The 20791-nt window shown below is 77.1% G+C and carries 22 protein-coding genes and 1 tRNA gene; 14 read left to right on the plus strand and 9 right to left on the minus strand.

The genetic code is table 11. From position 1 onward, the window contains the following. Positions 1 to 153 precede the first annotated feature (153 nt). The 8 genes from ACI79F_RS09205 to ACI79F_RS09240 all read right to left on the minus strand — a co-directional run bounded on the left by ACI79F_RS09205 (position 154) and on the right by ACI79F_RS09240 (position 5986). Positions 154 to 918, minus strand: a complete 765-nt coding sequence (locus ACI79F_RS09205; RefSeq protein ID WP_456544270.1) for a nitrilase-related carbon-nitrogen hydrolase — start codon at positions 916 to 918, stop codon at positions 154 to 156. A gap of 22 nt (positions 919 to 940) precedes the next feature. Beyond that, positions 941 to 2473 carry an RNB domain-containing ribonuclease gene (locus ACI79F_RS09210; RefSeq protein ID WP_456544271.1) on the minus strand — a complete coding sequence of 511 codons (1533 nt, stop codon included), beginning with the start codon at positions 2471 to 2473 and terminating at the stop codon, positions 941 to 943. Then, the gene (locus tag ACI79F_RS09215; protein ID WP_456544272.1) at positions 2470 to 2694 is read right to left on the minus strand and encodes an RNA-binding S4 domain-containing protein; all 225 of its coding nucleotides are present in this window, start codon (positions 2692 to 2694) and stop codon (positions 2470 to 2472) included. Before ACI79F_RS09215 ends, ACI79F_RS09210 begins: the two co-directional genes overlap by 4 nt. Then, positions 2691 to 3410: an MOSC domain-containing protein gene (locus ACI79F_RS09220; protein ID WP_456544442.1), complete on the minus strand. Its 720-nt coding sequence runs from the start codon at positions 3408 to 3410 to the stop codon at positions 2691 to 2693. The genes ACI79F_RS09215 and ACI79F_RS09220 overlap by 4 nt, the downstream gene beginning before the upstream one ends. Continuing rightward, entirely contained in the window at positions 3410 to 4339 is a 930-nt protein-coding gene (locus ACI79F_RS09225) for an aldose epimerase family protein (protein ID WP_456544273.1), read from the minus strand. The genes ACI79F_RS09220 and ACI79F_RS09225 overlap by 1 nt, the downstream gene beginning before the upstream one ends. 29 nt (positions 4340 to 4368) lie before the next feature. Beyond that, positions 4369 to 4767 (minus strand): DUF3224 domain-containing protein, encoded by a 399-nt coding sequence (locus ACI79F_RS09230; protein ID WP_456544274.1) that lies wholly within the window; start codon positions 4765 to 4767, stop codon positions 4369 to 4371. Between the two features lie 123 nt (positions 4768 to 4890). Further along, a complete protein-coding gene (locus ACI79F_RS09235; protein ID WP_456544275.1) occupies positions 4891 to 5370 on the minus strand; it encodes a GNAT family N-acetyltransferase in 480 nt (159 codons plus the stop codon). A gap of 10 nt (positions 5371 to 5380) precedes the next feature. Next, positions 5381 to 5986 carry a TetR/AcrR family transcriptional regulator gene (locus tag ACI79F_RS09240; RefSeq protein WP_456544276.1) on the minus strand — a complete coding sequence of 202 codons (606 nt, stop codon included), beginning with the start codon at positions 5984 to 5986 and terminating at the stop codon, positions 5381 to 5383. 97 nt (positions 5987 to 6083) lie between these two features. Between ACI79F_RS09240 and ACI79F_RS09245 the strand changes: the two genes are divergently transcribed. From ACI79F_RS09245 to ACI79F_RS09280, 8 genes are all read left to right on the plus strand, one after another. Continuing rightward, positions 6084 to 7247: an acyl-CoA dehydrogenase family protein gene (locus tag ACI79F_RS09245; protein WP_456544277.1), complete on the plus strand. Its 1164-nt coding sequence runs from the start codon at positions 6084 to 6086 to the stop codon at positions 7245 to 7247. A 94-nt stretch (positions 7248 to 7341) separates the two neighbouring features. Further along, positions 7342 to 7848, plus strand: a complete 507-nt coding sequence (locus ACI79F_RS09250) for a DUF1707 SHOCT-like domain-containing protein (RefSeq protein WP_456544278.1) — start codon at positions 7342 to 7344, stop codon at positions 7846 to 7848. Positions 7849 to 7861: 13 nt separating this feature from the next. Next, a complete protein-coding gene (locus tag ACI79F_RS09255) occupies positions 7862 to 8677 on the plus strand; it encodes a universal stress protein (protein ID WP_456544279.1) in 816 nt (271 codons plus the stop codon). A gap of 64 nt (positions 8678 to 8741) precedes the next feature. Continuing rightward, on the plus strand, positions 8742 to 9137 hold the full coding sequence (locus ACI79F_RS09260; protein ID WP_456544280.1) for a universal stress protein: 396 nt from the start codon (positions 8742 to 8744) through the stop codon (positions 9135 to 9137). A 113-nt stretch (positions 9138 to 9250) separates the two neighbouring features. Beyond that, a complete protein-coding gene (locus ACI79F_RS09265) occupies positions 9251 to 9961 on the plus strand; it encodes a hypothetical protein (protein ID WP_456544281.1) in 711 nt (236 codons plus the stop codon). Positions 9962 to 9993: 32 nt separating this feature from the next. Then, complete coding sequence (locus ACI79F_RS09270; RefSeq protein WP_456544282.1) at positions 9994 to 11952, plus strand: ATP-binding protein; 1959 nt, start codon at positions 9994 to 9996, stop codon at positions 11950 to 11952. Continuing rightward, positions 11949 to 12593, plus strand: coding sequence for a response regulator (locus ACI79F_RS09275; protein WP_456544283.1), 645 nt, complete (start codon positions 11949 to 11951; stop codon positions 12591 to 12593). Before ACI79F_RS09270 ends, ACI79F_RS09275 begins: the two co-directional genes overlap by 4 nt. Positions 12594 to 12622: 29 nt before the next feature. After that, on the plus strand, positions 12623 to 13018 hold the full coding sequence (locus ACI79F_RS09280; RefSeq protein WP_456544284.1) for a universal stress protein: 396 nt from the start codon (positions 12623 to 12625) through the stop codon (positions 13016 to 13018). A gap of 58 nt (positions 13019 to 13076) precedes the next feature. On the opposite strand, the gene ACI79F_RS09285 is transcribed toward ACI79F_RS09280, so the two are convergent. Then, positions 13077 to 13162, minus strand: a tRNA-Leu gene (locus ACI79F_RS09285). A 167-nt stretch (positions 13163 to 13329) separates the two neighbouring features. On the opposite strand from ACI79F_RS09285, the gene ACI79F_RS09290 reads away from it, so the two are divergent. The 6 genes from ACI79F_RS09290 (at position 13330) to ACI79F_RS09315 (ending at position 20780) form a co-directional block, all read left to right on the plus strand. Next, entirely contained in the window at positions 13330 to 14154 is an 825-nt protein-coding gene (locus ACI79F_RS09290; protein ID WP_456544285.1) for an FhaA domain-containing protein, read from the plus strand. Positions 14155 to 14194: 40 nt separating this feature from the next. Beyond that, positions 14195 to 14656: an FHA domain-containing protein FhaB/FipA gene (locus ACI79F_RS09295; protein ID WP_456544286.1), complete on the plus strand. Its 462-nt coding sequence runs from the start codon at positions 14195 to 14197 to the stop codon at positions 14654 to 14656. Between the two features lie 97 nt (positions 14657 to 14753). Beyond that, a complete protein-coding gene (locus ACI79F_RS09300; protein ID WP_456544287.1) occupies positions 14754 to 16139 on the plus strand; it encodes a PP2C family protein-serine/threonine phosphatase in 1386 nt (461 codons plus the stop codon). Continuing rightward, complete coding sequence (locus tag ACI79F_RS09305; protein WP_456544288.1) at positions 16139 to 17572, plus strand: FtsW/RodA/SpoVE family cell cycle protein; 1434 nt, start codon at positions 16139 to 16141, stop codon at positions 17570 to 17572. The genes ACI79F_RS09300 and ACI79F_RS09305 overlap by 1 nt, the downstream gene beginning before the upstream one ends. Next, on the plus strand, positions 17569 to 19011 hold the full coding sequence (locus ACI79F_RS09310) for a peptidoglycan D,D-transpeptidase FtsI family protein (protein WP_456544289.1): 1443 nt from the start codon (positions 17569 to 17571) through the stop codon (positions 19009 to 19011). The genes ACI79F_RS09305 and ACI79F_RS09310 overlap by 4 nt, the downstream gene beginning before the upstream one ends. Continuing rightward, a complete protein-coding gene (locus ACI79F_RS09315; RefSeq protein WP_456544290.1) occupies positions 19011 to 20780 on the plus strand; it encodes a serine/threonine-protein kinase in 1770 nt (589 codons plus the stop codon). The genes ACI79F_RS09310 and ACI79F_RS09315 overlap by 1 nt, the downstream gene beginning before the upstream one ends. Positions 20781 to 20791: the final 11 nt, after the last annotated feature.

Here is a 20791-nt window from a genome sequence, read left to right on the forward strand (position 1 = left end):
CCCCCCCCGCCCGCGCCCCCCGCGCCCGACGCCCCGCCCCGCCCCCCCCCCCCCCCCCCCCCCCCCCCCCCCCCCCCCCCCCCCCCCCCCCCCCCCCCCCCCCCCCCCCCCCCCCCCACCCCGCTACCAGGTGCGGCGCTACCAGGTGCGGCGCTACCAGGTGCGGCGGTCGGGGAGGAAGCGCAGCCGGTCGCGGGTGGCGGCCACCTCGCCGGCGTCGACGTCGGCCAGGACGACGGTCTCCACCCCCGCCGCGGTGGCCAGCAGCTCGCCCATCGGGCTGACGATGCGGCTGTCGCCGGCGTGCTCGGTGCCGTCGCCCGCCGCGCCCACCCGGTTGCAGCCGACCACGTAGGCCTGGTTCTCGATGGCGCGGGCCTGCAGCAGGGTCTGCCAGTGCAGCCGGCGGGCGGCCGGCCAGTTCGCCGTCACCAGGTAGACGTCGGTCTCCGGCGCCGCCCGCCAGAAGACGTCGGCGAAGCGCAGGTCGTAGCAGACGAACGGGGTGATCCGCAGGCCGCCGATCTCGACGGTGACCGGCCCGTCGCCGGCCCGGAACCGCTCGTGCTCGCCGCCGTGGGTGAACGGGTGCAGCTTGCGGTAGCGGTGCACCGTGCCGTCGGGTCCGGCGAGCACGAACGAGTTGAACGGCAGGTCCCCGCCCGGCGCGACCTCGGGGCAGCTCCCGGCGACCCAGACGCCGTGCGCGGCGGCCTGCTCGAGCAGGAAGCCCGCGGACGGGCCGCCCTCGGGCTCCCCGATGCCGGGGGTCATGGAGAAGCCGGTGGAGAACGTCTCGCTCAGCAGCACCAGCTCGGCGCCGGCGGCGGCCGCGCGGGCCACCTGCGGCGCGAGCCGGGCGAAGTTGGCGTCCCGGTCCTCCCAGACGATGTCGTGCTGGACGACGGCGATCCTCACCGGCCCATCCTGCCCGACGGCGTCAGAGCAGCGCCTCGAACCGGACCGACCGCCGGCCGGGGTCCGCCTCGGCCAGGCGCACGCGGACCCGGGTGCCGGGGGTCAGGGGCCCGGTGCAGCGCCCCCGGATCGCCGGGTCGGTGAGGACGACGGTGCCGCGGGTCCCCTCGGAGTCCACGACCACCGCGTCGAACACCTCCCCGACCCGGTCGCGCAGCAGCCAGGCCTCGGTCGCGTCGACCACCGCCCGCTCCACGGCCCGGGTCCGGCGGTCGGAGGCGGTCATCAGCCCGGGCAGCTCGGGCAGCGCGGCGCGCACCGCGGGGTCGGGCTCCCGCCCGGCGGCGAGCGCCAGGCAGACCTCGGTGCCGAACCGGTCGACCAGCCGCCGCAGCGGGGCGGTGACGTGCGCGTAGGGCGCGCCGACGCCGCCGTGCCCGGGCTGCTCCGGCGGCGCGCCGTCGAACGGCGTGTAGGCCGCGCCCCGCAGCAGCGCGGCGGCCTCCTCCAGGAAGGCGGCGTGCCCGGGGCGGGCCGGGTCGAGCCCGGCGACCACCGTGCCGGGGCTCGCGCCGCGCGGCCAGTCGACGTCCAGGGCGGGGGCGAGGCGGCGCAGGGCGGCCACCGCCTCGGGCGCCGGCGGCGGCAGGGTGCGCAGCAGGCCGACCCCGCCGTCGAGCATCAACGCGGCGGCGCACCGGCCGGTGAGCAGCGAGATCGTGGCGTTCCAGCCCTCGACCGGGAGGTCGCCGCGGGTGGTGAGCGTCCAGCCGCCGTCCGGGCCGCGCTCGACCTGCTGCTCCGGCGTGCCCAGCTCCACCGCGCCGCGTTCCACCGCCCGCCGCTGCAGCAGCGGGCCGAGCTCGGGGAGGAGCGCGATCGGCTCGGGGAGCGTCCCGGCGTCGGCGGCGCGCTGCACGTCCGGATAGGCCAGCTGGGCCCGGCTGCGGACCCGCGCGCGGCGGACGTCGACCGCGCGCACCTCGCCGTCGGCGTCCAGCCGGATCGTCCAGAGGACGGCGGCGCGGTCCTCGCCGGGGAGCAGGCTCGCCGCGCCCTCTGACAGGACCGGCGGGTGCAGCGGGACCCGCCGGTCCGGGGTGTACAGCGTCTGGCCGCGGCGGCGGGCCTCGGCGTCGAGCGCCCCGCCCGGGCCGACCGCGGCGCCGACGTCGGCGACCGCGTAGGAGACCCGGTAGCCGTCGCCGTCGCGGCGCAGGTGCACCGCCTGGTCGAGGTCGCGGCTGCCGGCCGGGTCGACCGTGACCAGGGGGAGGCCGGTCGCGTCGAGGCCGGGCGCCGGCCGACCGGCCGCCACCGCCGCCGCCTCGGCCAGCACCTCGGGCGGGAAGTCCTCCGGGACGTCGAACTCGGCGCGGATCGCGGCGAAGTCGGGGCCGGCGGGCGCCCCGGCCGGCCAGCGCGGCGCGCGCCACGGCGCCGTCCCGACCCGGTTCCACGTGGAACCGGGCCCGGGCGCCGACCCGGCCGCTCCGTTCCCGGTGGGGTCCCGCTCCTCGCTCGTTCCCCGTTGCGGTGCTCCCGAGGCCGTCACCCGACGTGCACGTCCTCGGCCCCCTCGATCGAGACCACGTCGCCGCGCCGGACCTGCCGCCCGCGCCGGTCCTCGACCTCCCCGTTGACCCGGATCGCGCCGGTGACCAGCACGTCCTTCACCTGGGCGCCGGTGGGCACGGCGTCGACGAGCTTGAGCAGCTGGCCGAGCCGGATGGACTCCTCGCCGGGCCGCAGGGAGACGGTGCGCACGCGGCTCATCCTCGCGCAGTCAGCTCGTCGCCGACGGCGACCGTGCCCGGCACCGCGACCAGCGCCGCCACGGCCAGGTCGCCGCCGCGCTCGCGGTGCACGGCCTTGAGCACCCCGGTGTCGCGGCCGATGCCGCCCGGCTGCGGCCGGGTGACCATGACGCAGCGGGGGATCGGCTGCACGAGGTCCAGCTCGGCGGTCCCCAGGATCACCCGCCGGCCGACCAGCTCGTCCTCCCCCGCCCCGGCCAGGACGACGTTGGCCCGGAAGCGCCGCCGGTCCCAGCCGCCCAGCGTCCCGGTCGAGACCAGCGAGAGCCGCGCGCGGCTGCTGTCGTGGAACGCGCCGCCCGCGCCGTCGAAGGCGTCCCAGCCGTACTCGCCGTCGTCCCGCACGTCGAACGGGTTCTCGTAGGTCCGCGCGCCGGTCGCCTCGGCCGCCGCGCGCAGCGTCACCGGCCGGCCCAGCCAGGCCGACAGGGCGGCGTCGTCGGCGGCGACCGTGCCGTCCGGCAGCACCACCCGCACCCCGCCGTCGAGCGCCAGCCGGGCGGAGGCGAACAGCAGGTCGGGCACCCGGCGGGCGGTCAGGCCCATGCCGGTGGCGGTGTCGAACAGCGCCCACCGCCGGTCGCCGGCCAGGCCCTCGGGCCCGACGTCGGCGGCGGCCACCCGCTCGCCCTGCAGGGACTTGACGGGGTACCGCCACAGCTCGGCGACCCGCATCACGCCGCCGGCGTCCAGGCCAGCGTCCAGCTGCCCGACCAGGTGGCGGCCGGCTCGAGGACGACGAGGTCGGCCCCGTCGGCGAGGGCGTTCGGCGGGCAGGTCATCGGCTCGACGGCGACGCTGCGCCGGCGCTGGCCGGTCGGCAGGGTGTCGCCGGTGAAGACCTGCAGCCACGGCCAGGACCGGTCGACGGCGAGCTCCACCTCGCCGGCCGGCCCGCGCAGCCGCACGCGCGCCCAGCCGTCGGCGTCGCGGTCCAGGTCGGTGAGCGGGGTGTCGAGCGCCCGGTCGCCGAGCCGGCCCACTGCGCCGTCGAACGGCGTCCGCTCCCCCGTGGGCAGGCCGCCGTCGGTGACCAGCTCGGTGCGCGCGGGCAGGGTCAGCTCGGCGGCGCCGACGTCGCCGTCCTCCCGCGCCCCGACGGCCAGGTAGGGGTGCATCCCGGCGCCGAACGGCGCGGGCTCGGCCGAGGCGTTGCGGACGCGCAGCGTGACCGTCAGGCCGTCCGGCCCCAGCGCGTAGTCCAGCGCGACCAGCAGCCGGAACGGATAACCCGACCGCGGCTCGAGCGTGGTGCCGACGGTGACCGCGTCGGAGAACCGGGAGAGGACGGCGAACGGCTGCCACGACAGCAGGCCGTGCATGGCGGTGGGGGTGCCGGCGGAGACGACGTCGAGCTGCAGGTCGCGGCCGGCCCAGCTCCAGCGGCCGCCGCGCAGCCGGTTGGGCCAGGGCAGCAGCAGCCCGCCGCGGCGTCCCGCCGGCACGGTCCCGGCCCGGTAGCCGTCGACGACGTCCCAGCCGGCCACGGCCAGCGCGCGGATCCCGCCGCCGCGCAGGTCGACGGCCAGCCGCGCGTCGCCGCTGACCAGCTCGACGTCGACCGGCTCGAGTGGGGGCCAGGTGGTGTGGGTCGGCACGCTCATGGCGGCCAGCCCACCACACCCGCGCCGGCTCAGCCCACCTCGTAGTCGAGGGTCAGGACCGCCCCGGCCTCCTCGTGGGTCAGCTCGACCGTGCCGCGCAGCCCGGTCAGCTCGCCGGTGCCGGTGCCCGGCAGGACGACGCCGGACGCCCGGGAGTCGGCGCCGTCCACCACGCCCGCGTGCTGGAGCACGAAGGTGCCGCCGCGCCCCTCCAGCGTGCCGGTGACCAGCTCGACGGCGACGTAGCCGGCCGGGTCGGTGCCGACCGCCGTCGAGGTCATCGCGACCACGCTGGTGCCGGTCAGCGCGCCGGTGAACGTCTTGCGCAGGGTGACCCGGCCGAACGCGACCGGGCCGGGCCCGCCGAGGGCGAGCGGCTCGGGCTCCCAGCCGGTGACCTCGAACGGGATGCGGACGACGGTGCCCACGGGGACCTCCGGTGCTCGGGCGAGGGTGGGGTGCGGGTCAGCCTCCCGCACCCCGCCGGCGAGATCTGCACACTCGTCGCCGTCAGGCCGCGATGCTGACGACTGTGCAGGCTTCGCCGGGCGTCAGGCGGGGCCGAGCACCCGCTCGTAGTACAGCGAGCAGCCGGCGTCGGGCTCGTCGACGTAGACCCCGAACGCGCCGACCGGCCGGTAGCCGGCGCTCTCGTAGAGGCCGATCGCCTCCGGCTGCCGGGGGCCGGTCTCCAGCCGCAGCGTGGTCCAGCCGCGGTCGCGGGCCGCCGCCTCCAGCGCCGCCAGGAGCTGCCGCGACACCCCGCGGCCGCGGGCCGCCGGGACGACGTACATCCGCTTCAGCTCGGCCGCGCCCGGCTCGAGCGGGCGCAGCGCGCCGCAGCCGATCGCCGTCCCGCCGGCGTCGCGGGCGACGAGCACCACGGCCACGTCGGCGGCCGACGGCGGCGTCCCGGGCTCGGTGTCGCCCTCGTAGCGGGCGCGCAGCTCCACCTGCTGGGCGGCGGTCAGCGCGCGCACCTCCGGGTCGTCCCAGGCGGCCGGGCCGATGGCGCAGGTCGAGGTCGTCACGCCGGCATCCTCACAGGGTGATCCCGTGCAGCAGGAGGGCTGCCAGCTCCCGGTAGGCGGCCGCGTCGCTCAGCCCGGTGGCGCGGCCGGTGTCGCCGCGGCCGATGCGGAACATCAGCGTGGTGACGGTGTCGGCGACCAGCGCGGGGTGCACCCGGCGGAACCGGCCGGCGGCCACCCCCTCGGCGACCAGCTCGCGGATCCGCTCGGCGGCCAGGGCGGTGTGCCGCTCGTAGACCGCGCGCCCGGGCGCGAAGCCGTCGAGGTCCCGGCGGAAGGCCGGGCCGGCCGGCGCCAGCGCCCCGGCCACGGCGCCGAGGTAGGCGGTGACGCGCAGCGCCGGGTCGTCCTCGTCCACCGCCTGCGCCTCCACCGCCGCCGCGGCCTTGCGGAAGAAGTGCCGGACGACCCGCGCGGCCAGCTGCTCCTTGCTCCCGGCGAGCGTGTAGAGGGTGCTCTTGGAGCAGCGCAGGCGGACGGCGAGGTCGTCGAGGGTGAAGCCGGCGAAGCCCTCGGCCAGGAAGAGCTCCTCGAGCTGGTCGAGCAACTGGGCCTGGCGGGCGGTGAGCACCCGGCCCTCCGCGGGCTCGGCCGTCGTCGAGGCCTCTGCGCTCATGCCACCTCCCGGCTCGGCGCGACAGCATCCCCCAGGACGGCGGACAGTACTGCGGTACCGTCCGCAGTACTGTCCCACCACCCGGACGGAGGCCTCCGTGCCCGTCGACCGCGAGCTGCCCACCCCCGAGGCCGCCGACCTCATCGCCCTCACCCGGGAGATCGCCGACGGCGAGCTCGCGCCGCGGGCGGCGCGGTACGAGCGGGAGGAGCGCTTCCCCCGCGAGGTCTTCGCGCTGCTCGGCGAGGCCGGCCTGCTCGGGCTGCCGTTCGGCGAGGACGTCGGCGGCGGGGGCCAGCCCTACGCGGTGTACCTGCAGGTCGTCGAGGAGCTGGCCGCCCGCTGGGCCAGCGTCGCGCTCGGCGTCAGCGTGCACACCCTCGCCTGCTTCCCCGTCGACCGGTTCGGCACCGAGGCCCAGCGCCGGGAGTGGCTGCCGGAGATGGTCGGCGGCCGGCTGCTCGGCGCCTACTGCCTCTCCGAGGCCCACGCCGGCTCCGACCCCGCCGCGATGCGGGCGCAGGCGAAGGCCACCGACGAGGGCTGGACCGCCACCGGCGAGAAGGCCTGGGTCACCCACGGCGGGCACGCCGACTTCTACTCGACCTTCCTGCGGACGCCGGACGACGGCGAGCAGGGCATCTCCTGCTTCCACCTCACCCCCGACCTCGCCGGGTTCTCCGCGGCGCGGCCCGAGGAGAAGATGGGGCTCACCGGCTCCACGACCGCCGCGATCCGGCTGGACGGCGTCCCGGTGCCGGCCGACCGGCTGGTCGGCGAGCCCGGCCGCGGGCTGGGCATCGCCCTGGCCGCGCTGGACTCCGGCCGCCTGGGCGTCAGCGCGGTCGCCGTCGGGCTGGCCCAGTCCGCCCTCGACGTCGCCGTCGCCTACGCGCTGGAGCGCGAGGCGTTCGGCCGGCGGATCGTCGACCACCAGGGCGTGGCGTTCCTGCTCGCCGACATGGCCGCCGCGGTGGAGTCCGCCCGCGCCACCTACCTGGCCGCCGCCCGCCGCAGGGACGCCGGCAAGGACTACGCCCGGCAGGCGAGCATCGCCAAGCTGGTCGCCACCGACGCGGCGATGAAGGTGACCACCGACGCCGTCCAGGTGCTCGGCGGCGCCGGCTACACCCGCGACCACCCGGCCGAGCGGTACATGCGCGAGGCCAAGGTCATGCAGATCTTCGAGGGCACCAACCAGATCCAGCGCATGGTGATCGGCCGGCACCTGGCCCGGGAGGCCGCCCCCGCCGCGGGCTGACCCCCGCGAGCCCGGGCGATGGGGCGGTTCCGCACGGGGGATCCGTGACGTCCGTCAGTGGTCAGCCGGCGCCCTCGACGGCGAGACTGGCGGCATGCCCGAGCCGCACCTCCGCGCCGCCGACGCCGACCGTGCCGCGCTGGCCGGCCTGCTGGGCGAGCACATGGCCGCCGGCCGGCTCACGGTCGCCGAGTACGAGGACCGGCTGTCGCGCGCCTACGCGTCCCGCACCTACGGCGAGCTCGACGAGCTGACCGCCGACCTGCCGCCGCTGCAGCCGGCGACGCCGTCCGCGCCCCGGCCCGCCGCTCCGGCGCCGGCCCGCGCCGCCGGACCCGTCGGCTGGGGGCAGTGCGGGGCCGGCGGCTGGGGCTGGGCGGCGTGGGGCGGCACCCGCGCCGCCGCCTGGACCAGCTGGGCGTCCACCGCGGTCGTCGTCGTCACGATCTGGCTGGTCACCTCGCTGGCCTCCGGCGACTGGATCTACCCGTGGCCGATCTGGGTGGTCGGCCCCTGGGGTGCGGTCCTGCTGGCCCAGACCCTGACCGAGGGGCGCCGCGGTCCGGAGGACCCCGACGGCCGCCGCGGCCTGACCACCTGAGCGGGAGCCGGCCGTGGACAGCGACCCTCGTCCGCAGCTCGTCGTCGGCGACGACGGGTCACCGCCGTGCGACGTCGTCTGGCTGTGGGTCAACAACCACCGGTGGCCGGGCTGGCGCATCTCCGTCGTCTGCGCCCACCCGGTGACCAGCGGCCCGCCGCCGGGCGAGCGGGGGCGCCTGCGGCCGGCGCCCCCGGTGCCCGGCCGGCAGCTGTTCACGCCCGGCCCGGGCACGACGGTGGAGCACCTGGAGGCCGACGGGGACCCCCGCGTGGTGCTCGACTCCTGCACCGGCGCGGCCCTCATGGCCGTCGGGCCGCGCGGGCGGCACTTCCTCAAGCGCATGCACCTGGGCAGCACGGTCGACTGGCTGCTGTCGGCGCACCGGCCGCTGGTGCCGCTGGTCATCGTCCGGTCGGCCCGCCCCGTCCGGCAGGTGGTGCTCTGCGTCGACGGCTCGGGCCACGCCCAGGCGGCCGCCGAGGCGCTGGCCCGGCTGCCGTGGCTGGGCGACGTCCGGGTCACCGTGCTCGCCGTGTGCGAGCGCGGGGTCGACCCGGAGGCCGCCGTCGACGCTGCCGCCGCGGTGGTGGCCCCGGCCGGGGACGTCGTCCGCCGGGTCACCCAGCCCGGCGCCGACGTGCGCACCAGCCTGCTCCGGGCCCTGGACGAGGAGCGGCCCGACCTCGTCGCCATCGGCAGCGCGGGCCGCGCCGGTCCCCTCCGGCGGCGGACGCTCGGCGCCACCGCCGACGCGATCACCGCCTCCGCGGCCTGCTCGGTGCTGGTGGCCCGCCGCCCGGACCCGGCCGACCTGGCGGCCGGGTGAGCCGCGCCGGGGCCGGCCGGCGCGGGCCCGTGCGGCGCCGTCCCGGCGTTCCTATGCTCCGACCGTGACGGTGGTCGTCGGGTACGTGCCGGGGCCGGTCGGGGAGGCCGCGCTCGAGGCGGCGCTGGCCGAGGCCGACCGCCGTCGCGAGTCGCTGCTCGTGGTGAACGTCGGCGAGCCGGACGCGGCGAACGACCCCCGGTTCCTCGACGAGGGCGAGCGGGTCCGGCTGGCCGACCGGCTGCTGTTCGCCGGCGCCGACTTCGAGATCGAGCAGCTGGTGCGCGGCCGGGACGCCGCCGAGGAGCTGGTGGCCGAGGCCGAGCGGGTGCGCGCCAGCGTGCTGGTCATCGGCATGCGCCGCCGCTCGCCCACCGGGAAGCTGCTGTTCGGCAGCCAGGCCCAGCGCGTCCTGCTGAACGCCGACTGCCCGGTGCTGGCGGTGAAGGCCCCGCGCTGACGCCGGGGGTCCCGGTCAGGAGGGGACCGTCCTCCCATCCGCCCGGGACCGCTCCCCGGCGAGGGTCGGTGCACCCCGGCGGGAGGAGCCCGCCGCGTACCGGAGGTCTCCCCGTGACGAGCACGACCCACCCCGTCCGCCCGCTGCCGGCGCCGCCCGCGCCGGCCCCCGCCGCCCTGCCCGGCCGTCGCCTGGCGGTGGCCGGCCTCGTCGTCGGCGCGGTCCTCAACACCGCGGAGGCGGTGCTCCTGCAGTTCTTGCCCGAGCGGCCGGAGGACGTCGCCGACCAGCTGCCCCTGGTGGCCGACCACCTGCCGCTGTTCACCACCCGGCTGGTCGCCGGCACGCTCGCGATCCCGTTCATGGTGATCGCCTTCCTCGCCGCCGCCCGGCTGCTGGCCACCCGCGCCCGGCGCGCCGCCGCGGTGGCGGGGACCCTGCTCGCGGCCGGCATGTGGGGGTTCGTCGGTGTCCACCTGCTCGGTCTGCTGCAGGTCCCGGCGTCCGCCGCGGACGACCCGGCCGCGGCCGCCGCGCTGCTCACCGACGTGGAGGCGTCGCCGCTGTTCCTGCTGCTGTTCCTGCTGCCCTTCCTGGCCGGCTCCCTCCTGGGGATGGTCGTGCTGACCGTCGGCCTGCTGGTGACCGGCGCGGTGCCCCGCTGGATCCCCGCTGCGTGGCTCGTCTTCGTGCTGCTCGACTTCTCGGTGGGCGCCGTCGGCCCGGTCGACCCGCACTGGCTGTGGCTGGCCGGCGCCCTCGGCCTGGCCGCCCACCTGCTCCGGTCCCCCCGGACGGACGACGTCGTCGCGCGAACGGCCTGACCGGCGGCCCCGGCGCAGTAGGTTCTGCCGTCGTGCTGCAGCGCCCTGGCGGGAGCCGGGTGGCCCTCGGGGCCGCCCGGCTGCTCGCCGTCGCGGCGGTCCTGTCCGCCGCCACCGCGGTCGTGCTGCCGGTGGCGACGGGCGGGGACTGGCTGGCCGACCTGTTCCGCACGCCGGAGCCGGTGGCCGCGCCCTCGTTCGCCGTAGCCGGCGCGCTCCTGGTCGGCCTCCCGGCCGCCCGCCGGCTCGGCTGGCTGCTGCTGGCCATCGGGGTCTCGGCGGCCGGCTACGTGCTCGCCACCTCGTGGTCGGAGTGGACGGGGGACGGCGGGATGGCCGGCTGGCTGCGCGGCTGGTCGTGGGCGCCGGCGCTGCTGCTGGCCGTCACCGTGCTGCCGCAGGTGCTGCCCACCGGCTCACCGCTGCCGGGCCCGTGGCGCTGGACGGTCGGGGCCGCGCTCGCCGTCACCGCCGGGACGACGCTCCTGCTCGCCCTGCCGCTCGACACCGGGGACCCGTTCGAGCTGCCGGGCTTCCCGCTGCTCGTTGCCGCGCTCGTCGCCACCGGGCTGGCCTCGCTCGCCGTCCGCGTCCGGCGCTCCGACGGCGTCGCCCGCCGGCAGCTGGCCTGGGCCGCCTACGGGGTGGTGGCCACCGTGGCGACCACCTTCCTCACCCCGGGGTGGGGCGTCTCGGTCGCCGTCCTGCTGGTGCCGGCCGGGCTGGCCGTCGGCGCGTTCCGGTACCGGCTCTACGCCATCGACGTGCTGGTCGACCGGACGCTGGTCGCCGGCCTCCTGTTCGGGCTCACCGCCCTGGTCTACGCGGCGGTCGTCGGGTGGGCCGGCGCGCTGCTGGGCGAGCGGCGCGACGCCGCGCCGTTCGTCGCCGCCTTCGCGGTGGCGCTGGCCTTCGCCCCGGCCCGCGCGCGGGTGCAGCGCCTGGTGGACCGGCTGCTGCACGGCCAGCGCGGCGAGCCGTACGCGCTGCTCACCCGCGTCGACGAGGCGCTGCGCACCGCCGCCGACCCCCGCGAGGCCCTGCACGCCGGCGCCGCGGCCATCGCCTCGGGCCTGCGGCTGCGCGGCGCCGCGGTGGAGGTCCGGCTGCCCGGCGGCGGCGTTGTCCGCGAGGAGGCCGGGCGGGCCGCGCCGGTGGCCGCCGACGTGCCGCTGGTGCTGCACGGCGAGCAGGTCGGCCGGCTGCAGGCGGCGCCCCGCGCCGGGGCCGGCGCCCTCGACCCGGCCGACGACCGGCTGCTGGCCGCCCTGGCCGGGCGGCTCGCGGCGGCCGCCTACGCCCTGCGGCTCACCGGCGACCTGGCCGAGTCCCGGGAGCGTCTGGTCACCGCGCGCGAAGAGGAGCGCCGCCGGCTGCGCCGCGACCTGCACGACGGCCTGGGCCCGCAGCTGTCGGCGGTGGTGATGACGCTGGACACGGCGGGCTCGGCGCTGCGCCGCGGGGACGCCGACCGGGCCGGGCGGCTCGTCGCGCTGGCCGGCACGCAGGCGGCCGGGGCCGTGGACGACGTCCGGCGGCTGGTGCACGGGCTGCGGCCCCCGGCCCTGGACGACCTCGGGTTGCTGGGCGCGCTGCGCGCCGGCGCGGGCGTGCTGCCCGACGGCGCCCCCGAGGTGACGGTGAGCGGGGACGGCGACCTGGCCGGGCTGCCGGCGGCCCTGGAGGTGGCGGTGTTCCGGATCGCGCAGGAGGCGGTGCTCAACGCCGTCCGGCACGCCCGGGCCGGCGCGGTGCACGTGGCGGTCTCCGCCTCGGAGGAGGGGGTGGTGGTCGAGGTGACCGACGACGGGGCCGGGCTGTCCGCCGGCCGGACGGCGGGCGTGGGGCTGGCGTCGATGCGCGAGCGGGCGGCCGAGCTCGGCGGCCGCTGCGACGTGGGGCCGGGCCCCGGTGGCGGGACCCGCGTGCGCGCGACCCTGCCGCGGCCGGCGGCGGCGGAAGCACCCGGGCTCGCGGGGGCGCGGTCGTGAGGGCCGTCGTCGCCGACGACCACCCGGTCTTCCGCCAGGGCCTGCGGGTGCTGCTGGAGGACCTCGGGGTCGAGGTCGTCGCCGAGGCCGCCGACGGGGAGGGGGCCGTGGCGGCCGTTCGGCGGGAGCGGCCCGACGTCGTCCTCATGGACGTGCAGATGCCGGGCCTGTCGGGGATCGAGGCCACCCGGCAGCTGGTGGCCGCGGACCCCGACGTCCGGGTGCTGGTGCTCACCATGGTCGCCGACGACGAGGCCGTCTTCGCCGCGGTGCAGGCCGGCGCCCTGGGCTACGTGCTGAAGGGCGCCGGTCAGGCGGAGATCGGCCGCGCGCTGGCCGCGGTGGCCGACGGTCAGGCCGTCTACGGGGCGGGGGTGGCGCAACGGCTCCGGGCGTTCTTCGCCGCCGGGGCGGGCGTGGTCGCCCGGCCGTTCCCCGAGCTGTCCGACCGCGAGCGCGAGGTCCTCGGGCTGATCGCCGAGGGGCTGCCCAACGCGGTGATCGCCCGGCGGCTGTTCCTCTCCGAGAAGACCGTCCGCAACCACATCACCTCGGTGTTCGCGAAGCTGGGCGTCCGCGACCGGGCCGAGGCGGTCGTGCGCGCCCGGGAGGCCGGGCTGGGCGTCGCGCGAGGGGGGTGAGCCCGGTCGTCGTCCCTATGCTGCGCCGCATGACCGTCGTCGTCGGCTACGTGCCGAGTGCTGAAGGACAGGCCGCCCTGGACGCGGCCCTCGAGGAGGCCCGTCGCCGGGGTGAGCGGCTGCACCTGGTCAACGTGGGCCAGAGCGATGCGAGCAACGACCCCAAGTTCCTCGACGAGGGGGAGGTGGAGCGGCTGGGCACGCGGCTGCGCTCGGCCGGGGTCGACTTCGAGGTCGAGCAGCTGGTGCGCGGCCGGGACGCCGCCGAGGAGGTCGTGGACGCCGCCGACCGGCTCGGCGCCAGCCTCGTCGTGATCGGCCTGCGCCGCCGCTCCCCCACCGGCAAGCTGCTGTTCGGCAGCCAGGCCCAGCGCATCCTGCTCGACGCCGACTGCCCGGTGCTGGCGGTCAAGGCCGGCGGCTGAGCCGGACCCCCCGCAACGACGGACGAGCCGGCCCCCGGAGGGGCCGGCTCGTTCGTGCTGGTGGGCAAGGGGGGAGTTGAACCCCCACGTCCTCTCGGACACACGGACCTGAACCGTGCGCGTCTGCCATTCCGCCACTTGCCCGGACGCGTCGACGACATTAGCAGCCCGGCTCGAGGGGGCTGGTCAGGGGGTGGTCCCCGCCGGGTCGGCCCGGGGAGTCGTGCGTTCCTGATCGGTCCCGCGCTGCGCGCCCGGCTACGATCACGGGTGGACCGACGTCGGCGCCGAACGACTCTGGAGGAGCGACTGTGGGTGTGCTGCAGCGCTTCGAGCGGCGCCTGGAGGGGATGGTCGGGCTGGCCTTCGCCCGGCTCTTCAAGGGCAAGGTGCACCCCGCCGAGATCGCCAAGGCCCTGACCCGCGAGGCCGACGAGCAGCGCTCCGTCCTCGGGGAGGGCCGCGTCCTGGCGCCCAACGTCTACGACGTGCGGCTGGGCCGGGCCGACTTCGACAACCTGGCCGAGTGGTCCGAGCAGCTGGCCGCGGAGCTGGCCGACATGGTCGCCGAGCACGTCGCCGGCGAGGGGTACCAGCTGTTCGGCGAGGTGCAGGTGCGCCTGCAGCTGGACGAGTCGCTGCGCACCGGCGTCTTCGAGGTCGGCTCGCACGTGGCCGACCCGGCCCGCCCCGCCTCGCGCGCCGACGCCCTGGGCGTGGCGCCCGCCGCGCCGCCGCTGGCCGCCGAGGGCGTGCCGCCGCTGCCGCCGCTGCCCGGGCGGATGGCCACCGACACCGGCCGCCAGCACCCGTCGTCCGTCGTCGGGCGGGCGGGGTCGCGGCCGGGCGTCACGCACGTGCTGGTCGTCGACGGCCCGGGCACCCGGCACGAGCTGACCACCGGCCGCAACGTGATCGGCCGGGGCACCGACGCCGACATCCGGCTGCCCGACACCGGGGTGAGCCGCAAGCACGTCGACGTCGTCCTCGAGAGCGGCGTCGCCCACTGCGAGGACCTCGGCTCCACCAACGGAACCCTGGTGAACGGACGCCGGATCACCCGCCAGGCGCTGGCCGACGGCGACGTCATCCGCATCGGCCACTCCGTGCTGGTGTACCGGCAGGACGGCTCGTGACGCGGGCCTCGGACTCCCACCCCGGCGGGACGGCGACGCCGTGACGGCCGAGATCGTCCTGCAGATCTTCCGGTTCGGCTTCCTGCTGCTGCTCTGGTTGTTCATCTTCGCGGCGTTCCGCGTGGTCCGCGCCGACCTCTTCGGCGGCCGGGCCGGCCGGGTGGCGGCCGTCCCCCCGCGCGCCGCGGCGCCGGGCAGGCGGAAGAGCAAGGGCCCCAAGGCGCTCGTGGTGACCGCCGGCCCGCTGGCGGGTACGCGGATCACGCTCGGCGACCAGCCGATCCTCATCGGCCGGGCCGACGACTCGACCCTCGTGCTCACCGACGACTTCGCCAGCTCCCGGCACGCCCGGCTGACCAACAGGGGCGGCCAGTGGTACGTCGAGGACCTGGGCTCCACCAACGGCACCTTCCTGGACCAGCAGCGGGTGCAGGGGCCGCTGCTGGTGGCCCCCGGCCAGCCGATCCGCATCGGCCAGACCGCCCTGGAGCTGCGGTCGTGAGCGGGCAGGGGCGTGGACATCGCAGCGAGGGACGAGCGGGGAGCGGAGCGGCCCGCGGGAGCGAACCGGTGGACATGGTGAAGGGGAGCCCGCTCCGATGACCCTCGCGCTGCGCTACGCGGCCCGGTCCGACCGCGGTCTGGTCCGCGGCAACAACCAGGACTCCGTCTACGCCGGCCCCCGCCTGCTCGCCGTCGCCGACGGCATGGGCGGGCACGCCGCCGGTGACGTCGCCAGCAAGGTGGTCATCGCGGCGCTGGAGCACCTGGACGAGGACGCCCCGCCCAGCGACATGCTCGCGGCCCTGCGCGCGGCGGTCTTCGACGGCAGCGAGCACCTGCGCGAGGTCATCCGCGAGTCGCCGCAGCTGGAGGGGATGGGCACCACCCTCACCGCCGTGCTGTTCGCCGGCGGCCGACTGGCGCTGTGCCACGTCGGGGACTCCCGCGCCTACCTGCTGCGCGACGGCGAGCTGACCCAGATCACCCACGACGACACGTTCGTGCAGACGCTGATCGACGACGGCCGGATCACGCAGGAGGAGGCCAACCACCACCCGCAGCGGTCGCTGCTGCTGCGGGCGCTGAACGGCCAGGACGTCGACCCGGACCTCTCCATGCGCGAGGCCCGCGCCGGCGACCGCTACCTGCTGTGCTCCGACGGCCTGTCCGGCGTGGTCAGCGAGGAGACCATCGCGATCACCCTCGCCGACCCCGACCCGCAGTCCTGCGCCGACCGGCTGGTCGAGCTGGCGCTGCGCAGCGGCGGGCCGGACAACATCACGGTGATCGTCGCCGACGTCGTCGAGGACGACGGCACCGGCGCCTACACCGAGCCGGTCGTGGACGGCGCCGCCGGCGCCAACGTCGGCCAGCGCGCCGTCGACCCGAACTCCGCGGCGGGCCGCGCCGCCCTGCACGACCCGCCGCCGACGCCGCCGGCGGCCGCCACGCCGATGTCCAGCGCCCCGCCGCCGGACCGCCGGCGGACCCGGCGGCGCTGGTGGGCCGCCCTCGCCGCCCTGGTCGTGCTGGCCGCGGCCGCGGTCGGCGCCTACGTGTGGGTGTTCGACCACTGGTTCGTCGGCGTGGACGAGGAGACCGACACCGTCGCCGTCTTCCGCGGCATCAACGCCTCGGTGCTGGGCCTGGACCTGTACCGCGAGGAGTCCGACTCCGGCATCGCGGTGTCCGACCTCAGCCAGGACCTGGCCGGCAAGGTCACCGACGGCATCACCGTCGACGACCGCCAGGCCGCCGACGACCGGGTGGACATGCTGCGCGAGCAGACGCTGCCCAAGTGCGAGGAGGAGGAGCCGGAGCCCACCCCGAGCCAGACGCCGGCCGCGCCGTCCCCGCTCCTGCCGTCCCCGTCCTCCCCCGGTGCCTTCGGGGAGTCCCTCGACACCAGCTCGTCGTCGTCCTCCGCGGACGGGACCTCGCGGTCGTCCGGCCCGGGACGGGACTGCCGGGAGGCGGAGTGATGGGCGGCCCGACCACCGACCCCCGGTCGGCCGGCTCGGGCGCCCCCGGCGCGGTGCCGACGCGGCGCGGGACCGAGCTGGTGATGCTGGCGTTCGCCGTCGTCATCACGCTGGCGGCGCAGTCCGTCGTCGACATCACGCTCACCGGCTCGCTGCGCCCGGAGCTGGCCACCTTCGGCGGCTGGTTCACGGCCCTGTGGGTGGTGATGCACCTGGTGGTGCGGCGGTTCGCGCCCTACGCCGACCCGCTGCTGCTGCCCGCCGTGGCGCTGCTCACCGGGCTGGGCCTGACGATGATCCACCGGCTGGACCTGGCCGGGGACCAGGTCGGCGCCGCCGCGACCCGCGAGGACGCCCCGGTCCAGCTGGTCTGGGCGACCCTCGGCGTCGGCCTGTTCGTCGCGGTGCTGCTCGTGGTGCGCGACCACCGCCTGCTGGCCCGGTTCGCCTACACCCTGGCGCTGGTCGGCCTGTTCCTCATGGCGGTGCCCGCGCTCCTGCCGGCGTCCATCTCCTCGGTGAACGGCGCCAAGATCTGGATCCGGGTGGCCGGCTTCAGCATCCAGCCGGGCGAGTTCGCCAAGATCTGCCTGATCATCTTCTTCGCCGCCTACCTGGTCGACAAGCGCGACGTGCTGGCGCTGGCCAGTCGCCGGGTGATGGGGCTGGAGCTGCCCCGCGGCCGCGACCTCGGCCCGGTCCTGGTCGCCTGGGGCCTGTCGATCCTCGTGCTGGTCTTCGAGCGCGACCTGGGCAGCTCGCTGCTGCTGTTCGGGATCTTCGTGGTGATGCTGTACATCGCCACCGAACGGGCGAGCTGGCTGGTCATCGGCGTCGGGCTGTTCGCCGCCGGCGCCTTCCTGGCCTACCAGCTGTTCGGGCACGTGCGGGTCCGCGTCGACACCTGGCTGGACCCCTTCGCCTACCGCGACACCGGCGGCTTCCAGCTGGTCCAGTCGCTGTTCGGCCTCGGCACCGGCGGCCTGTTCGGCGCCGGCCTCGGCGGCGGCCGGCCGGACGAGGTCCCGGTGGCCAAGAGCGACTTCATCGCCGCCGCGATCGGCGAGGAGCTCGGCCTGTTCGGGCTGGTCGCGGTGATCATCGTCTACCTGGTGCTGGTCGAGCGCGGGCTGCGCAGCTCGCTGATCGTGCGCGACGCCTTCGGCAAGCTGCTCGCCGCCGGTCTGTCGTTCGCGATCGCCTGGCAGGTGTTCGTCGTCCTCGGCGGCGTCACCGGGCTGCTCCCGCTGACGGGCCTGACGACGCCGTTCGTGGCCTACGGCGGCTCGTCGCTGGTCGCGAACTTCGCCCTGCTGGCGATCCTCGTGCGGATCAGCGACGCCGCCCGCCGTCCGGCCACCCCGCCGGTGCCGCCGGGCGCGCCGCCGCGCGCGACGATCGGCGAGGCCCCGACGGAGGTGGTGCGGCCGTGAACGCACCCCTGCGGCGCGTCGCGATCAGCGTGCTCGTCCTCTTCACGCTGCTGATCGTCAACGTCAACTACATCCAGGTGGTCCGCTCCGAGGAGCTGCGCTCCGACCCGGGCAACCGCCGGGTGATCGTGGAGGAGTACGACCGGCAGCGGGGCTCGATCGTCGTCGACGGCACGGAGGTCGCCACGTCGGTCGCCACGGACGACGACCTGACCTACCTGCGGCAGTACCCGCAGGGCCCGCTGTACGCCGCGGTCACCGGCTACTACTCGTTCCTGTACGGGGCCAGCGGCATCGAGCAGGCCGAGAACGACGTGCTGACCGGCGAGGACGCCCGGCTGTTCACCCGCCGGCTGGCCGACATCTTCACCGGGCGCGACCCCTCCGGCGGCGACGTCGTCCTCACCCTGGACGCCGGCGTGCAGGAGGCCGCCATGGCCGGCCTGGAGGGCGTCACCGGCGCCGTCGTGGCGCTCGACCCCTCCACCGGCGCCGTGCTGGGGCTGGCGAGCACGCCGACGTACGACCCGAGCCTGCTCAGCAGCCACGACGGGGCGGCGATCCGCGACTACGCCGCGCAGCTCGAGGCCGCCGACCAGGACCCGCGGCTCAACCGGGCGATCAACGACAACTACCCGCCCGGCTCGGTGTTCAAGGTGGTCGTGTCGGCGGCGGCGCTGGCCAGCGGCGAGTACACGCCCGACACCGTCATCCCGGCCCCCGACGTGCTGACCCTGCCCGGCACGTCCACGACGCTGGAGAACTTCGGCGGCTCGCGGTGCAGCAGCAGCGAGCAGCAGCCGCTGATCGACGCCCTCACCATCTCCTGCAACACGGCGTTCGCGCTGCTGGGCATCGAGCTGGGCGAGGACCGGGTCCGCGACATGGCCGAGGCCTTCGGCATGGACGGCGAGGGGCTGGAGATCCCGCTGGAGACGGCGGGCAGCAGCATCGGCGACCCCGAGAACGACGCCCAGCTGGGCGTGGCCTCGATCGGCCAGCAGGACGTGCGGATGACCCCGCTGCAGGCCGCCATGGTGGCCGCCGGGGTGGCCAACGACGGCACGGTGATGCGGCCGTACCTGGTCGACCAGCTGCGGGCGCCGGACCTCACGGTGATCGAGCAGACCGACCCCGACGAGCTGTCCGAGGCGGTCACGCCCGAGGTCGCCGACCAGCTGACCGAGATGATGGTCAGCGTCGTCGAGAACGGCAGCGGCCGCGCCGCCCGCATCTCCGGCTTCGAGGTCGCCGGGAAGACCGGGACGGCGGAGAACGCCGGGCCCGACCACAACTGGTTCATCGGCTTCGCCCCGGCGGAGGACCCGCAGATCGCCGTGGCGGTCTTCGTGGCCAACGGCGGGGGTACGGGTGGCGACGTGTCCGCGCCGATCGCCCGCCAGGTGATGCAGGCCTACCTCGAGGGGCAGGGCGACTGATGGCGCTCTCCACGGGCACCGTCCTCGCCGGGCGGTACGAGATCACCTCCCCCATCGCCACGGGCGGCATGGGCGAGGTCTGGCGGGCCCGCGACCGGGTGCTGGACCGCGTCGTGGCCGCCAAGGTGCTGCGCAGCGAGTTCACCGGCGACCCGAGCTTCGTCGCCCGGTTCCGCAACGAGGCCCGGCACACCGCGGCGCTGTCGCACCCGAACATCGCCTCGGTCTACGACTACGGCGAGGCCGACGACGAGCGCAACCCCGGCCAGCGCCTGGCCTTCCTCGTCATGGAGCTGGTCGAGGGCCAGCCGCTGGTGACGATCCTGCACGAGGAGACCCGGCTCCCCGTCGACTGGACGCTGCACGTCATCGGCCAGGCCGCCGACGGCCTGTCCGCCGCGCACGCCGCCGGCGTCGTTCACCGCGACATCAAGCCGGGCAACCTGATCGTCCGGCCCGACGGCGTGGTGAAGCTGACCGACTTCGGCATCGCCCGCGCGCGCGACGCGACGCCGCTGACCCGCACCGGCATGGTCGTCGGCACCGCCCAGTACCTCTCCCCCGAGCAGGCCCAGGGCTTCGAGGTCACCGCCGCCTCCGACGTCTACTCCCTCGGCGTCGTCGGCTACGAGTGCCTCACCGGCGTCCGCCCCTTCGACGGCACCTCCCAGGTCGCCATCGCGCTGGCGCACATCAACCGGCCGCCGCCGCCGCTGCCGGCCGACGTGCCGCTCGCCGTCCGGCAGCTGCTCGAGCGGGCGCTGCACAAGCAGCCCGAGGACCGGTTCTCCGACGGCGCGGCGTTCGCCGCCGCCATCCGCGCGGTGGCCGCGGCCGTCGGCAGCCGGGCGCCGGCCGGGACGGGCGTGGCCGCCGCCGCGGTGGCCGCGACCCAGGTCGTCGCCATGCCCGAGGGGGCCGGGGCGGCCGGGGCGGCGCCCGAGGAGGAGCCGAGCACCCAGGTGCTCGACGCGGCCCCGGCCGCCGCCGCGACCGGGGCGCAGACCTCCGCCCGGCCGCTGCCGCCGCTGCAGGGGCCGCCGACCGACGGCGGCGGGTGGCACGACGACGGGCCGGCCGAGCGCGCCGGCGGCCGCAAGCGGTGGCTGTGGGTGGTCGCGGCGCTCGTGCTGGTCGCGCTGCTCGCCGGCCTGGCCTGGATCGTGTTCAGCGGCGGGGACGGCGACGGCGGCGGCGGCTCGCGCAGCAGCGCGGCGACCTCGACGTCGGCCAGCTCCGCCGCGCCGGTGGCCACGCTCCCGCTGGACGCCGACGCCATCCTCGGCGAGGACGTCGACGAGGTGACCGCCGGGCTGCAGGGCCTCGGGTTCACGAACGTGACCCGCGAGGAGGCCTCCGCCGACCAGCTGGCCGCCTACGGGCAGGAGCTGAACGCGGACGAGGTCGCGGCCTTCACCCCGGCCGCCGGGCAGGTGCCGGCGGACACGCCGATCACGCTCTTCTACACCCCCGAGGACTGGTCGCCGGCCGAGCCGGACACCGGCGGGGACGAGGGCGACACCGGCGACGAGGGGGACACCGGCGGCGGGGACGAGGGCGACACGGGCGGCGGGGATGCGCCCACGCCCAGCGCCCCGTCGACCTCCGTCACGACGCCCTCGAGCGTGACGCCGACCCCCACGCCGACCCCCACGCCGACCCCCACCCCGACGCCCACGGCCCCGGGTACCACCCTGCCGCCGGAGACGACGGCCGCGCCGCAGGGCGGGGCTGCCGAGTCGCCTGTGGCCCAGGGTGCGGGCGGGTGAGCGGGCTCCCT

This window comes from Blastococcus sp. SYSU D00868, from assembly GCF_054050575.1.